Source organism: Pseudomonas sp. UBA3153 (assembly GCF_002364635.1).
Lineage (GTDB): Bacteria > Pseudomonadota > Gammaproteobacteria > Pseudomonadales > Pseudomonadaceae > Pseudomonas_O > Pseudomonas_O kuykendallii.
In genome coordinates this window covers 17,344-30,831 of record NZ_DEYR01000061.1, presented here as the reverse complement: position 1 = coordinate 30,831, position 13,488 = coordinate 17,344, and the positions used below count along the sequence as shown (strand labels likewise).

The window sequence follows — 13,488 nt, the reverse complement described above, 5'->3', positions numbered from 1 at the left end:
GCCCGCAGCCGACCGGCAACCCCGCCCCGCCGGCTAATCCTGCTCCCCCACATGAACAACCTCGGGCGCCTGTGGATAGAAAGCCCAATTCGTGATCGATCAATAAACGTACAGTCCGCGCTAAGCCCCGTCACCAGCGGCCTGCAGCCGGGGCCACACAGCTTGTCCACAGCCGGTTGCACAGGCGTTGTGCAAAAGTTCGATGGCAACTCGTTGAAATCGCTCAAAAAACGTACGGGTGGCGGGAAGCGGCGCAGGCCCTGGGCTGGCGGCGGGTCTGTACAGCTTATCCACAGCGCCATCCACGCGCGCTGTGGGTAAGCCGGACGCAGGGGTTTAGCTGAAGACCGGGCGGAAGAAGCTGCGTTCGTAGCTGACGATGCAGCGGGTTTCCTCGGCATAGCGAAAGGCGGCCTGGCATTCGGCGTCGGCGAGGGAGCGCTCGCGGTAGGTTTCGTAGGCGGCCAGCGAGGGAAAGCTGAACATCGCCAGGGCGACGTTGCTGGCGCCTTCGCTGGGCAGGAAGTAGCCGTGGTGGGCGCCGCCGAATTTCTCCACCAGCGGTATCCAGAGTTTGCCGTAGTGCTCGAATTCCGCGAGCTTGTACGGATCGATGAGGTAACGCAGGTAGCAGGTGATCATGGCGCTGGGTTGTCCTTGGGCGTGTCGATGAAGACCAGGCGATTGCCGAACGGATCGTGGAGCGTCAATTCGCGGGTTTCCCAGGGCGTCTCGACGATGCCCGGGCGGGCGAAGCCGTAGTCCTTCGCCTGGAGTTCGGCGTGCAGCGCAGGCAGATCGGCGCAGGCGATCCGCAGGGCCGCGCCGGGACAGGCGTCGCCGTGGTGTTCGGAAAGGTGCAGCAGGCAGCCGTCGCGCGACAGCTGCATGTACAGCGGCAGCGCCGGCTCGAAGCGGTGTTCCCAGTCGACGGAAAAGCCCAGGTAGTCGAGGTAGAACGCCCTGGCCTTGGCCTCGTCGAAGCTGCGCAGGATGGGCACCGGCGAGCCGAGCGTGGCCGCCATCATAGACCGCCGACCACGTCGCGGATGTCGCGGGCCAGCTCGTCCACCCGCTCCATCTGCGAATCCCACGAGCACATGAAGCGCGCGCCGCCGCTGCCGATGAAGGTGTAGAAGCGCCAGCCGCGGTTGCGCAGGGCTTCCAGTGCCGGCTCGGGCATCTGCAGGAACACGCCGTTGGCCTCGACCGGGAACATCAGCCGGACGCCGGGCACGTCGGCGACGCATTCGGCCAGGCGCCGCGCGCAGGCATTGGCGTGTTCGGCATGGCGCAGCCAGGCGCCGTCCTGCAAAAGGCCGACCCAGGGCGCGGAGAGGAAGCGCATCTTCGAGGCCAGCTGGCCGGCCTGCTTGCAGCGATAGTCGAAGTCTTCGGCCAGGTCGCGGTTGAAGAACAGGATCGCCTCGCCGACCGCCATGCCGTTCTTGGTGCCGCCAAAGCAGAGCACGTCGACGCCGGCCTTCCAGGTCAGCTCGGCCGGCGTGCAGCCGAGGAACGCGCAGGCGTTGGAGAAGCGCGCACCGTCCATGTGCAGGTGCAGGCCGAGTTCGCGGCAGGTGGCGCTGATCGCGCGGATTTCCTCGGGGCGATAGACGCTGCCGACCTCGGTGGCCTGGGTCAGGGTGACCACGCGGGGTTTCGGGAAGTGGATGTCCTGGCGCTTGTTGGCGATCAGGCGCACCGCCTCCGCGCTCAGCTTGCCGTCCGGGCTGGGCGCCACCAGAAGCTTGGAGCCGTTGGAGAAGAACTCCGGCGCGCCGCATTCGTCGGTCTCGACGTGGGCGGTCTCGGAGCAGATCACGCTGTGGTAGCTCTGGCACAGCGCGGCCAGGGCCAGGGAGTTGGCGGCGGTGCCGTTGAAGGCGAAGAACACCTCGCAATCGGTCTCGAACAGCGCACGGAAATGGTCGGCGGCGCGCGCCGTCCACTCGTCGTCGCCGTAGGCGCGGGCATGGCCCTGGTTGGCCTCGGCCATCGCCGCCCAGGCTTCCGGGCAGATTCCCGAGTAGTTGTCGCTGGCGAACTGCTGGCTGTTGTCGGTCATGGTGATCCTGCGAGTCAGTGAAAGCATCGCCGCTCACTTTACCCAACAATGGCGGTCAATGGCTGATCGCCACGGGCAAAGCGGGGGGGCGGATGAGGGGGAAGGACGGATCGCCGGCAGGCCGCGACACGGCGCTGGACCTGCTCAAGTGGCTGGCATTGGCGAGCATGCTGCTCGATCACCTGCGCTTCGTCTGGCCGGCGCTGGGCTGGCTGTATCCGTTCGGCCGCCTGGCGTTCCCGTTCTTCTGCCTGGCCATCGCGGCCAACCTCGCGCGCAGCCCGGCGGCGCCGGAGCCGCGTCGGCTGCTGCGCTACCTGGGCGCGCTGCTGCTCTTCGCGCTGCTGGCGGAAGGGCCGTACCGCCTGCTGGTGGGCGAGGCGACGACGCTGAACGTGCTGCCGACGCTCGCCCTCGGCCTGTCGATCGCCCAGGCGCTGCACCGTCCGCGGCGGCTTGGGCTGCTGCTCGCGAGCGCCGCGCTGGTACTGGCCGTCATCGGCGACCGCTGGCTGATGTTCGGTGCGGCGGGAGCCTTGCTGCCGGCGGCCTGTTTGCTGGTGCTGCGCCGACCGCTGTGGTGCGCGGCGCTGCCGGGGCTGGTCTGCCTGGCGGCGAACTGGTGGCCGCCGCTGTTCGCCGAAGCTGCCGTCCTGCAGCCGTTCGCCCTGCTGGTGCTGGGCACGTGCCTGGGCGCGCCGGCACTCGGGCTGCGGGTGCTGCGCAGCGAGCCGGGTTTAGCCGTGGCGCCGCTGACGCGCTGGGGGTATCTGCTCTACCCCGGGCACTTCCTGTTGCTGGCGGCCATTCGCGCGCTCTAGCGCCGGCATGAAAAGTACCTGTACTCGGCGCTACCGGCTTGTGTAGGGTGCGCCTTGCGCAGCGGGCCATGTACCGGGTTCGCGGAGCGCAGGCCGTCAGTCGCCGACGGCGCCTGATGTCTACCCGGGGGACCGCTGGTAGCGACCCGAGCCCCGTCGATCACGCGGAACTCCCGGCCCGCGTAGCCCTCAGAACAGGAACCAGTGGCCGACGGCCGCGCGTCCTTCGCAAGAAAAGGAGCAGCACCATGCGTTACGCCCGCTTGATCGCCTTCGCCGCACCCCTGTTCGTGGCCTTCTCGGCCACCGCCGCGCAGTGGCCCGTCGGTGCGAAAGAGGAATTCACCAACCAGTGCGTCACCAGCGCCAAGGCCAACGTACCGGCCGCCAAGGCCGAAGCCTATTGCGGCTGCGCGGCGGAAAAGGTCGGGATGGAGTTCAGCAGCGCGGAAATCCAGGCCATGCAGGACAAGAAAGGCAGCGACGTGACCCCGGAAATGAAGGAACGCCTGGGCAAGGCGTCCACCAGTTGCCTGCACTACCTGAACCCCTGAGTCGTCCTGGCCCTTGCCGCGCGCAGGGGCAGCCTGGACTCACATGACGCCGCGCAGGGCCGCCCTGCGCGGCGTCGTCGTGTCCGGCGGGCGGAATCAGAGGATCCGCGCGCTCTGCGCCGCCGGCTTCAGGCGGATGGCGATGAACTTGGAGGTTGGCGTGTGGCTGCCGTCGCCGTAGCTGTCCAGCGGCACCAGCGGGTTGGTTTCCGGGTAGTAGGCCGCGGCCTGGCCGTCCGGCATGTCGAAGGCGAGCAGGGTGAAACCCTTCACCGTGCGCTCGATGCCGTCGTCCCACAGCGAGGTGATATCGACCTTCTGCCCCGGCCGATAGCCCAGGCGCTCGATCTGCGCGGCGCTGACGAAGAGCACCTCGCGCTGCCCGCGCACGCCGCGGTAACGGTCGTCCAGGCCGTAGATGGTGGTGTTGTACTGGTCGTGTGAGCGCAGCGTCTGCAGGATCAGGTCGTGGGCCACGCCGCTCTTGCGCATGCGCTCGGACACCAGGTCCGCCGGCAGCACGTTGGCCTTGAAGTTGGCCTTGCCGCTGGCGGTGGTCCATTTGCGCGCGCCGGCCGAGTTGCCGAGGTAGAAGCCGCCGGGATGGGCGACGCGGCGGTTGAAATCCTGGAAGCCGGGCAGCGTATCGGCGATCAGCTCGCGGATGCGGCCGTAGTCGGCGATCAGCGCATCCCAGTCCACCGGATGGTTGCCCAGGGTGGCCTTGGCGATGCCGGCGACGATGGCCGGTTCCGAGCGCATCTCGGCGGACAGCGGTTCGAGCTGGCCGAACGAGGCGTGGATCATGCTGAACGAGTCCTCCACCGTCACCGCCTGCGGGCCGCCGGTCTGGCGGTCGATGTCGGTGCGGCCCAGGCACGGCAGGATCAGTGCGTCGCGGCCGTGGGTCAGGTGGCTGCGGTTGAGCTTGGTGCTGATCTGCACGGTCAGGGCACAGCGTTGCAGCGCCTGGTGGGTGCGCGGGCTGTCCGGGGTAGCCTGGGCGAAGTTGCCGCCCAGACCGATGAACACCCGGGCGCGGCCTTCCAGCATCGCTTCGATGGCTTCCACGGTGTTGTGGCCGTTGTGCCGCGGCACGCTGAAGGCGAAGCGTTTTTCCAGCGAATCGAGTAGTGCTGCCGGCGGGCGGTCGTTGATGCCCATGGTGCGGTCGCCCTGCACGTTGCTGTGGCCGCGTACCGGGCAGAGGCCGGCGCCTGGCTTGCCGAGGTTGCCGCGCAGCAGTTGCAGGTTGACGATTTCCTGGATGGTCGGCACCGAATGACGGTGCTGGGTGATGCCCATCGCCCAGCATACGATCACCCGCTCGGCGCGCCGGTACATGCGCGCGGACTGCTCGATCTCCGCCAGGGTGAGACCGGACTGTTGCTCGATCTGCGCCCAGGAGGTGTCATCCAGCTCGGCCAGGTAGGCGTCAATGCCGTCGGTGTGCTCGGCGATGAAGCCGTGGTCGAACACCGCCGGCTCGCCCTTGGCCTGGGCCTCGCGCTCCCACTGCAGGAGGAACTTGGCCATGCCGCGGACCGCCGCCATGTCGCCGCCCAGCGCCGGGCGGAAGAACGCTGTGTTCAGCGGTTCGGAGCCGTTGGCGAGCATTTCCGCCACGTTCTGCGGGTTCTGGAAACGTTCCAGGCCGCGCTCCTTGAGCGGGTTGAAGCAGACCACCTGGGCGCCGCGCTGCACCGCTTCACGCAACGGTTCGAGCATGCGCGGGTGGTTGGTGCCGGGGTTCTGGCCGAGTACGAAGATGGCGTCGGCATGCTCGAAGTCGGCGAAGGTCACGCTACCCTTGCCGATCCCGACGCTTTGCCCGAGGGCCACGCCGCTGGCCTCGTGGCACATGTTCGAACAGTCCGGGAAGTTGTTGGTGCCGTAGGCGCGGACGAACAGCTGATAGAGGTAGGCCGCCTCGTTGCTGGCCCGCCCGGAGGTGTAGAACTCCGCCTGGTCGGGGCTTTCCAGCGCGTGCAGGTGCTCGGCGATCAGGGCGAAGGCGGCGTCCCAGTCGATCGGCAGGTAACGGTCGCTGGCCGCGTCGTAGCGCATCGGCTGGGTCAGCCGGCCCTGATATTCGAGCCAGTAGTCGCTCTGCTCGCGCAACTGGCTGACGCTGTAGCGGGCGAAGAAGGCGGCGTCCACGCGGCGCTTGGTGGCTTCCCAGTTGACTGCCTTGGCACCGTTCTCGCAGAACTTGACCATGCCGTTCTCCGGCGAGTCGCCCCAGGCGCAGCCCGGGCAGTCGAAACCGCCGTTCTGGTTGGTCTTGAGCAGCGCGCGGAAGTTCTTGAACGGCTGTTTGCTGTCCAGCCAGAAGCGCGTGACGCTGGCCAGCGCACCCCAGCCAGCGGCCGGGCCTTTGTAGGGTCGGTACTGCGGATCGATCTTTTGCAGGCTCATGTCGGCGATTCGTCTTCGCTGGGCGCCGGGCTGTAGACCCGTGGCGCGCTGTGTTGGGGCAGATGGATGAGGTTCAGGTTGTGCCGCCGCGCCCACTGCACGGCGAGGCCGGTGGGCGAGGAGAAACTGACCAGGCTGTGAAGGCCGGCGCGCAGCGCCTTGTGGATCAGTTCCAGGCTGCAGCGGCTGGTGACCACGGCCACTCCGCCCGTCGTGGCGATGGCCTGGCGTTGCAGTGCGCCGATCAGCTTGTCCAGGGCGTTGTGCCGACCGATATCCTCGCGGCCCAGCAGCAGTGCGCCCCGCTCATCCATGAACAGCGCCGCATGCACCGCGCCGCAGTGCTGGCCCAGCGGCTGGAATTCGCCGATGCGTTGGCGCAGGCCGTCCAGCCACTGTGCCGGCGGCAGCGGGGTCGGCGTCAGTACCGGCAGGTCAGGCAGCGCCTGTTCCAGCGCCTCGACGCCACACAGCCCGCAGCCGCTGCTGCCGGCGACGTTGCGGCGTTGCCGCTTGAGTTGCCAGAAGGCGCGGCTGGCGATCTGCACCTGCGCCTGACGGGCGTCGCCGTTGCCGGAAATGACGATGTCGTAGAGCTCGTCGGGCGAGGCGACGATGCCGGCGGCGAGGCTGAAGCCGACCACGAAGTCCTCCAGGTCGGCGGGGGAGACCAGCATCACCGCCTGGTTCAGGCCGTTGTAGGAAATCGCCAGGGCAATTTCCTCGGCCAGTTCGGCAGGGCTTTCGGCCTGGTCGTCCAGGCCATGGAACCGGTAACGCTGGCTGGCGGCGGCAACGGGCGCGGGCAGGCGGCGCACCGTTGAACGTCTCGGGGCGTTCATAGGCAAGGCTCGGTGTCGTTATGGAAACGAGACTAGGGCGGATTGTCGCACCCCGTCTAATCGTTAGGACCGATGCGGCGATAGAGGCGTTCGATGAGTTGCGCCAGCGTGGCCGACAGGCGATGCGGGGGAACACCGGGCAGGCTCCGACGCTCAAAGCCGTGAGCGCCGGGCAAACGGCGCTCGGGAAGGAACAAAGGAATACATGTCTGCCCGGAGGGCGCGGTACCCCGTATCGATCGACAAATGGAGACTTTCAGGATGATCAGGAAAGCGACCCCGGCCGATCTGCCGGCCCTGCTCGACATCTGGCTCGAAGCCACGCAACAGGCGCACGACTTCATCGAACCCTCCTTCTGGGAAGGCAAATTCGAGGACATGCGCGACCACTATCTCCCCTGCGCGGACGTCTGGCTCTACGAGCGTGACGGCCGGCCGCTCGGGTTCTTCGCCTTGCAGGAACACATCCTCGCCGCGCTGTTCGTCAGCCCTTCTGAACATGGCCAGGGCATCGGCTCGGCGCTGCTGGAGAAGGCGCGCAGCATGACCGACGGGCTGGAGTTGTCGGTCTACGAGCGCAACAGCGAGGCAGTGGCGTTCTACCAGAAGCACGGCTTCTGCCAGATCGACCTGCGCACCGACCAGCGTGCCGGGCACGTGGAACTGGTGATGCTCGACTGCACGCAGATGGACGGCGCCGAGCGGCGCGCGGCCGATCGCGAGGCGGTGGAGTTGATGCAGCCGGGTTGAGGAGGTTTGGACTTTTTGCAGCTGTGCAGCACCGTAGGGTGGGTCGAGCGAAGCCAAACCCGTTGCCTCGCGGCATGACTGTGGGTATCGCTGCGCTAACCCAACCTTCGGCCTGACGGCTCAGCCTCCGCCTTCAGCCGCTCGATCCGTTCATCCTTCTCCGCCCACAACCCGCTCACCCATTCCTGCACCTGCCGGCGGAAGTCGGGGTCGTTCTCGTAGTCGCCGCGCCACAGCGCGGGGTCCAGCGGTAGCGTGCGGATGTCCACGATCACCCGCGGCACCCGCCCGCAGAGCAGGTCCCAGAAGCCTGGCGTGGGTGTCTGCGGGTAGACCAGGGTGACGTCGAGGATGGCATCCAGCTGCTCGCCCAGGGCGGCGAGGACGAAGGCCACGCCGCCGGCCTTGGGCTTGAGCAGATGGCGGTAGGGCGAGCCTTGTGCCGCGCGCTTGGCCGGCGTGAAGCGCGTGCCTTCGAGGTAGTTGACCACGGTCACCGGCAGGCGCTTGAAGCGCTCGCAGGCGGCGCGGGTGATGGCCAGGTCCTGGCCGCGCAGGTGCGGGTTCTTCTCCAGGAAGGCCTTCGAGTAGCGCTTCATGAACGGGTAGTCCAGCGCCCAGAACGCCAGGCCGAGGAAGGGCACCCAGATCAGCTCCTTCTTCAGGAAGAACTTGAAGTAGGGCGTCTTGCGGTTGAAGGCCTGCACCAGCGCCGGGATATCTACCCAGGACTGATGATTGCTGATGACCAGGTAGGAGGTGTCCATGCGCAGCTCGCCGCCGCCGCGGATGTCCCAGTGCGTCGGCGTGCACAGGGCGAAGATCGCCTTGTCGATTTCGGCCCAGGTCTCGGCGACCCACATCACCCCGCGCGAGCAGCGATCACACAGCGCCTGGTTCGGCGCGATCCGTTTGAACAGGGCGATCAGCAGCAGCGGGCCGATCAGGACGAGGGTGTTGAACAGCAGCAGAAGGGTGGTGACGACGCCGGTTAGCGGGGCTCTCATCGGCCTCTTCTCCTTGGCTATGTGCGGTCGGGGAATCATACCCAGCGCCGGCGCTCGTCCCAAGCCAATGGCGTTACAGGGCTTTTATGCAGCGATGCCTTTGAGCCATCATGGCGGCGCGACCATACGGTCATTCTCATCGGGTGCCAGCGTGCTTAAACGTATCGCTTTGACCGAACTGCGTATCGGCATGTTCATTCACGAATTTTCCGGCTCATGGATGGAGCACCCCTTCTGGAAGAGCCGGTTTCTCCTCGAGAACCCTAAGGATCTGCAACGCATCCGCGACAGCGGCATCGGCGAGCTGTGGATCGACACGGCCAAAGGGCTGGACGTGCCGGGTGGGGAGACCGTCGACGAGGTCAAGGCACAGACCGATGCGCGCTTGCTGGCCGCGGTGACGACGCCGACGGTGCCTCCGCCGCGCGCCAGCCTCGAGGAGGAAGTCGCCCGCGCGCAGAAGCTCTGCTCGCACTCGCGGAGGGCGGTGATGGAGATGTTCCAGGACGCGCGGATGGGCCAGGCGGTGAACGTCGAGCAGGTCGGCCAGCTGGTCCGGGACATCACCGCCTCGGTGATGCGCCATCCGCACGCGCTCATCAGCCTGGCGCGCCTGAAGAGCGCCGACGAATACACCTACATGCACTCGGTGGCGGTGTGCGCGCTGATGATCGCGCTGGCGCGCCAGCTTGAGCTGAGCGATGCGCATATCCAGGAGGCCGGTGTCGCCGGCCTGCTGCACGACATCGGCAAGATGGCGATCCCCAGCGAAGTGCTGAACAAGCCGGGCAAGCTCACCGACGAGGAATTCCGCCGCGTTTGCGACCACCCGCAGGCCGGCACCGACATCCTGCTGGAGTGCAAGCAGGTCAGCGCGCTGGTGATCGACGTCTGCCTGCACCACCACGAGAAGATCGACGGAACCGGCTATCCGCACCGTCTGGCCGGCGATCAGATCAGCCTTTTCGCGCGGATGGGCGCGGTCTGCGACGTGTACGACGCGATCACCTCCAACCGCCCGTACAAGCGCGGCTGGGACCCGGCCGAGTCGATCCGCAAGATGGCCGAGTGGTGTCACCGGCATTTCGACGAAACGGTGTTCCAGGCGTTCGTCAAATCGGTCGGCATCTATCCGGTCGGCTCGCTGGTGCGCCTGGACAGCGGCCGCCTGGGCGTGGTCATCGAACAGAACGAGAAGTCCCTGCTGTCGCCACGGGTGCGGGTGTTCTTCAATGCCAGGACCAATACGCACCTGGCGCGCGAGGTCGTCGACCTGGCCAAGCTGGTCGGCCGCGACAAGATCGTCGGCCGCGAATCCCCGGCGCAGTGGGGGTTCCGCGACCTCGATGAGCTCTGGTCGGGAGTCGCCTCTCCCGCTCTCTGAGGCGGTCACCCTTCCGCGTGACGCCGCGAGCGGCGTACCCTGTGCGCCCGCTGCGCTGAACCCCGTCCGCCAGCCGCCGTCTTAGACTATCCGCGCCCTTTGGAGAACCTGCGTGAAAGCCATTCTCGCCCTGCTGGCCCTGAGCGCCGTGCTGCCCGCCGTCGCCGATGAGCAAGAGCAACCGACCCTCTATGGGCGCAACGAGTACGTACGCTTGCCGGAACTGGGCAAGACCCTGCGCGCCAAGCTCGATACCGGTGCGCTGAACGCCTCGCTGTCGGCCAAGGACATCGAGCGCTTCGAGCGCGATGGCGAGGACTGGGTGCGTTTCCGCCTGGCCAGCAAGGGTGCCGACGACACGCTCTACGAGCATAGGCTGGCGCGCATCGGCAAGATCAAGAACCGCGCGGGCGAGCAATCCGCCGACGAGGAGGAAGACGCCGGGGTCGAGGTCAGCAAGCGTCCGGTGATCGATCTCGAACTGTGCCTGGGCACTGTCAAGGAGACCGTCGAAGTCAACCTGGCGGACCGCAGCAACTTCATCTATCCGCTGCTGCTGGGCGCCAAGACCCTGCGCGAGCTGGGCGCGGCAGTGGACCCGGCGCGGCGCTTCACCACCCGCAAGCCGGAATGCTGAGCCTCACGACCAACTGCGCAGCCAGGCGGCCCGCAACTTGCTAGCATTACGACATCATGGCGCCAGAAGACTGGCGTGATCGTTGTCGAGGTGTGCTGATGGGCGCTCTATTGTTACCGGGGATGCGCGTTCTGGAACGCTTCAGTTTCGCGCGCAAGTTTCAGTTGCTGTTCCTGCTTTTCGTGTTGCCCCTGTGCTTCGCCGCCTGGGTGATCGTCAGCGATTTCACCGCCAAACTGGACGTGGTGGCGAAGGAGCGCGGCGGCATGCGTGCGATGCAGGCCCTGGACGCGGTGCTGCAGGCGATGGTCGAGCAGCGCAACCTGTTCGCCCGCTGGAAGGGCACCGAGGAGCCGGCCAAAGCGGGTTTCGAGCAGCAGGCCGGCGAACTCGACCGCGCCATGCAGGAGGCCGCCCGGCGCATCGCCCAGGAAGGTTTCACCGCGCAGACCGACCAGCATCTGCAGACGCTGCAGGGCTTGCGTAGCGAGCTGGCGGTCGACCGGCTGGGCAAGATGGCCCTGCCCGACGGGCTCGAGCGCTATCAGAAATTCCTCCTGCAACTGCAACGCCTGCGTGACCAGGTCGCCACCGACAGCGGCCTGATCCTCGACCCGTGGCTCGACACCTACCTGATGATGGACCAGCTCACCGCCAACCTGCCGCGTGCGCTGGAGCGTCTCGGCAGCTTCTTCGCCCAGGGCCACGGCGCTGTCGTCTCGCAGCATTTCACCCTGCAGAGCCGGGTGGTGATCCGCGACCTGCGTCGCGCGCTGGACGATTCCCGCGCCAGCCTGCAGAAGGCCGCCGCCACCCTCGCCCAGGATGCGCCCTGGGTGATGCCCGGCCTGCGCCAGCCCTACGACACCGCGCTGCAGGGCCTCGACGCCTATACCCAGCGCATCGATCGCGAGGTCTTCGAGAGCAACCCGATCGCCATCGCCCCGGCGCCGTTCGCCGCCGCCAGCGACACCCTGCGCGACCAGTTGCTCGGTCTGCAGCAGGCGCTCTACGACGTGTTCGAAGGGCGCATGGCCAGCCACCGGGAGGACGCGCTGCACAGCCTGCTGCAGGTGATCGGCGCCTTCGCCGCGCTGGCGTTGATTGCGCTCTACGTGCTGCTGTGCCTGAACGCCTCGATCCGTCGCAGCACGGCGGGCATCACCGAGGCGGCCCAGGGGCTGCGCGACGGCGACCTGCGTGTGCGCGTCGCGGTGCATGGCGAGGACGACCTGGCGCGGATCGCGCTGGCCCTCAACGCCGCCGTCCTGCAGTTGCGCGACAGCCTGAAGGGCGTCGACGACGAGAGCCACCAGCTCGGCGACACGGTGCACCGGCTGTATGCCCAGGCGCAGGATTCCCTCGGCGAAGTCGAGCAGCAGCAGGTCCAGCTAAGCCAAATCGCTACCGCCGCGACGCAACTTGCCGCCACCGCGCAGAGCGTCGCGCAGAGTTGCGAGGAAGCGGCGGTGGACGCCGTGCAGACTCGCGAAGTCGCCATGCAGAGCCGTCAGCGCAGCACGCGGACCGGCGCCAGCATGCATCAGCTCGGCGAGCGCCTGGGCGAGGCCTCGGTCACCCTTGGGCAACTGCGCGAACAGGCGCAGCAAATCAACCGCATCGTCGACGTGATCAAGGGCATCGCCGAGCAGACCAACCTGCTGGCGCTCAACGCGGCCATCGAGGCGGCCCGCGCGGGCGAGCAGGGCCGCGGCTTCGCGGTGGTCGCCGACGAAGTGCGCAGCCTGTCGCAGCGTACCCAGGAGTCGACCAAGGAAATCGGCCAGACCGTCGGCGACCTGCAGAGCGTGGTCGGCCAGGCGGTGGCGCTGATGGAGGAAGCCAACCGCCAGGCCGAGGGCGACGTCGGCAGCGTGCTGGCGATGGGCGGCGATCTGGAGCACATCGCCGAATCCGTGCAGCGCGTCAGCGACCGCCTCGCACAGATCGCCACCGCCGCCGAGCAGCAGGCCGCCACGGCGGACGAGGTGAGCGGCAACATCCAGCAGATCGACCAGGCGGCAAGCCAGTTGCTGAGCGGCGCGCAGTCGGTCAGCGGCGCGGCGGAGCAGATGCAGCGTGGCAGCGAGGGGCTGCGGCGCAACACCGGGCGTTTCCAGCTGAGCTGAGCCGACGGGAGGCGACGAAGCGAAGCGGCACCATTTCGTTTCGCCGGCGTCATAACCCTTGAGAGCCAGTCAGGACAGGACATTCCTCATGCTGCTAGACATCTTGCTGTGGGCCGGTCTGGTCGCCTTTTTCCTCGGCGGTCTATACGTGAACCCGAAGTGGAAAGAGCGTAACGACGCCTGATGCGCGCATCCGATCGTCTGCCTTCTTCCGCCTGACGGCGAGCGCCGCCCGCCGGCCGCCCTGCGCGCCAGCCCTGGCACCTTGCACGTCCCCGCGTTCAATCTGTGAAACCCTGCCTCCCGGTGGACAGCCCCGTGGCGATGCGGTTAGCGTCGTCGCGCCGGGACAGCTGCCCGGTGGCCACCACGGGTTTTGCATGAACGAACGCAACGAGCAGCACAAGCACCTTTCCGCACGGCCTGCGGCGCCCTCGCAGGATGAGGGCGAGGCGCGCCGGAAACAGCTTTCCCGACAGCGCTTTCTCCTGCGTTCCGGCCTGGTCGGTTTTGCCATCGCCGGCGTCGCCGGCTACCTGATTTCCGGCGATCCGCTGCCGGTCGCCTGGCTCGGCATGGTACTGGGCGCGGCGGCCGGCTGGGTCTGGTTGAGGGTGCGCTGATGGACACCGCCTCGCTGCTCTGGGGGCTGCTGTTCAGCGCCTTCGGCCTGGCCTATTTCATCTACGGCAAGAAGCGGGGCAAGAGTGTGCCGCTGGTCTGCGGCATCGCCCTGATGATTTTCCCCTACTTCGTCGACAGCGACCTGCTGCTGGCCGGCATCGGCCTGACGCTGTTGGCAGTGCCGCTGGTCGTCCGTAGCTGATCTGACTGAGGCGTGCGCCCAGGCGACCGGATACGTCCGCGGACGGTGTCCT

General features: G+C 67.4%; 14 protein-coding genes. 8 read left to right on the top strand and 6 right to left on the bottom strand.

Annotation, left to right across the window (positions count from 1 at the left end; all coding sequences use genetic code 11):
* Nucleotides 1–336: 336 nt before the first annotated feature.
* From B2X67_RS14040 to B2X67_RS14030, 3 genes are read right to left on the bottom strand one after another with little or no spacing between them, the layout of a single operon-like run.
* Entirely contained in the window at nucleotides 337–642 is a 306-nt protein-coding gene (locus B2X67_RS14040) for an NIPSNAP family protein (RefSeq protein ID WP_286785877.1), read from the bottom strand.
* Complete coding sequence (locus B2X67_RS14035) at nucleotides 639–1,028, bottom strand: glyoxalase superfamily protein (protein WP_286785876.1); 390 nt, start codon at nucleotides 1,026–1,028, stop codon at nucleotides 639–641. Before B2X67_RS14035 ends, B2X67_RS14040 begins: the two co-directional genes overlap by 4 nt.
* A complete protein-coding gene (locus B2X67_RS14030; protein ID WP_286785875.1) occupies nucleotides 1,025–2,068 on the bottom strand; it encodes a low specificity L-threonine aldolase in 1,044 nt (347 codons plus the stop codon). The genes B2X67_RS14035 and B2X67_RS14030 overlap by 4 nt, the downstream gene beginning before the upstream one ends.
* Before the next feature lie 92 nt (nucleotides 2,069–2,160).
* Between B2X67_RS14030 and B2X67_RS14025 the strand changes: the two genes are divergently transcribed.
* Nucleotides 2,161–2,889 carry a TraX family protein gene (locus tag B2X67_RS14025; RefSeq protein ID WP_286785874.1) on the top strand — a complete coding sequence of 243 codons (729 nt, stop codon included), beginning with the start codon at nucleotides 2,161–2,163 and terminating at the stop codon, nucleotides 2,887–2,889.
* Between the two features lie 248 nt (nucleotides 2,890–3,137).
* Entirely contained in the window at nucleotides 3,138–3,443 is a 306-nt protein-coding gene (locus B2X67_RS14020) for a hypothetical protein (RefSeq protein ID WP_286785873.1), read from the top strand.
* Nucleotides 3,444–3,539: 96 nt separating this feature from the next.
* Here B2X67_RS14020 and B2X67_RS14015 read toward each other — a convergent pair whose 3' ends face one another.
* Nucleotides 3,540–5,861: an FdhF/YdeP family oxidoreductase gene (locus B2X67_RS14015; protein ID WP_286785872.1), complete on the bottom strand. Its 2,322-nt coding sequence runs from the start codon at nucleotides 5,859–5,861 to the stop codon at nucleotides 3,540–3,542.
* Entirely contained in the window at nucleotides 5,858–6,703 is an 846-nt protein-coding gene (gene fdhD / locus B2X67_RS14010; RefSeq protein ID WP_286785871.1) for a formate dehydrogenase accessory sulfurtransferase FdhD, read from the bottom strand. The genes B2X67_RS14015 and fdhD overlap by 4 nt, the downstream gene beginning before the upstream one ends.
* 261 nt (nucleotides 6,704–6,964) lie before the next feature.
* On the opposite strand from fdhD, the gene B2X67_RS14005 reads away from it, so the two are divergent.
* A complete protein-coding gene (locus B2X67_RS14005; protein WP_286785870.1) occupies nucleotides 6,965–7,453 on the top strand; it encodes an N-acetyltransferase in 489 nt (162 codons plus the stop codon).
* Nucleotides 7,454–7,548: 95 nt separating this feature from the next.
* On the opposite strand, the gene B2X67_RS14000 is transcribed toward B2X67_RS14005, so the two are convergent.
* Nucleotides 7,549–8,460 carry an acyltransferase gene (locus B2X67_RS14000; protein ID WP_286785869.1) on the bottom strand — a complete coding sequence of 304 codons (912 nt, stop codon included), beginning with the start codon at nucleotides 8,458–8,460 and terminating at the stop codon, nucleotides 7,549–7,551.
* 151 nt (nucleotides 8,461–8,611) lie between these two features.
* On the opposite strand from B2X67_RS14000, the gene B2X67_RS13995 reads away from it, so the two are divergent.
* The 5 genes from B2X67_RS13995 (at nucleotide 8,612) to B2X67_RS13975 (ending at nucleotide 13,436) form a co-directional block, all read left to right on the top strand.
* Nucleotides 8,612–9,844, top strand: a complete 1,233-nt coding sequence (locus B2X67_RS13995) for an HD-GYP domain-containing protein (RefSeq protein ID WP_286785868.1) — start codon at nucleotides 8,612–8,614, stop codon at nucleotides 9,842–9,844.
* A gap of 112 nt (nucleotides 9,845–9,956) precedes the next feature.
* On the top strand, nucleotides 9,957–10,481 hold the full coding sequence (locus tag B2X67_RS13990; protein WP_273233695.1) for an ATP-dependent zinc protease: 525 nt from the start codon (nucleotides 9,957–9,959) through the stop codon (nucleotides 10,479–10,481).
* 98 nt (nucleotides 10,482–10,579) lie between these two features.
* Nucleotides 10,580–12,610, top strand: coding sequence for a methyl-accepting chemotaxis protein (locus tag B2X67_RS13985; RefSeq protein ID WP_286785867.1), 2,031 nt, complete (start codon nucleotides 10,580–10,582; stop codon nucleotides 12,608–12,610).
* Between the two features lie 380 nt (nucleotides 12,611–12,990).
* A complete protein-coding gene (locus B2X67_RS13980; protein ID WP_282340616.1) occupies nucleotides 12,991–13,233 on the top strand; it encodes a hypothetical protein in 243 nt (80 codons plus the stop codon).
* The gene (locus B2X67_RS13975; RefSeq protein WP_282340614.1) at nucleotides 13,233–13,436 is read left to right on the top strand and encodes a hypothetical protein; all 204 of its coding nucleotides are present in this window, start codon (nucleotides 13,233–13,235) and stop codon (nucleotides 13,434–13,436) included. The genes B2X67_RS13980 and B2X67_RS13975 overlap by 1 nt, the downstream gene beginning before the upstream one ends.
* Nucleotides 13,437–13,488 lie beyond the last annotated feature (52 nt).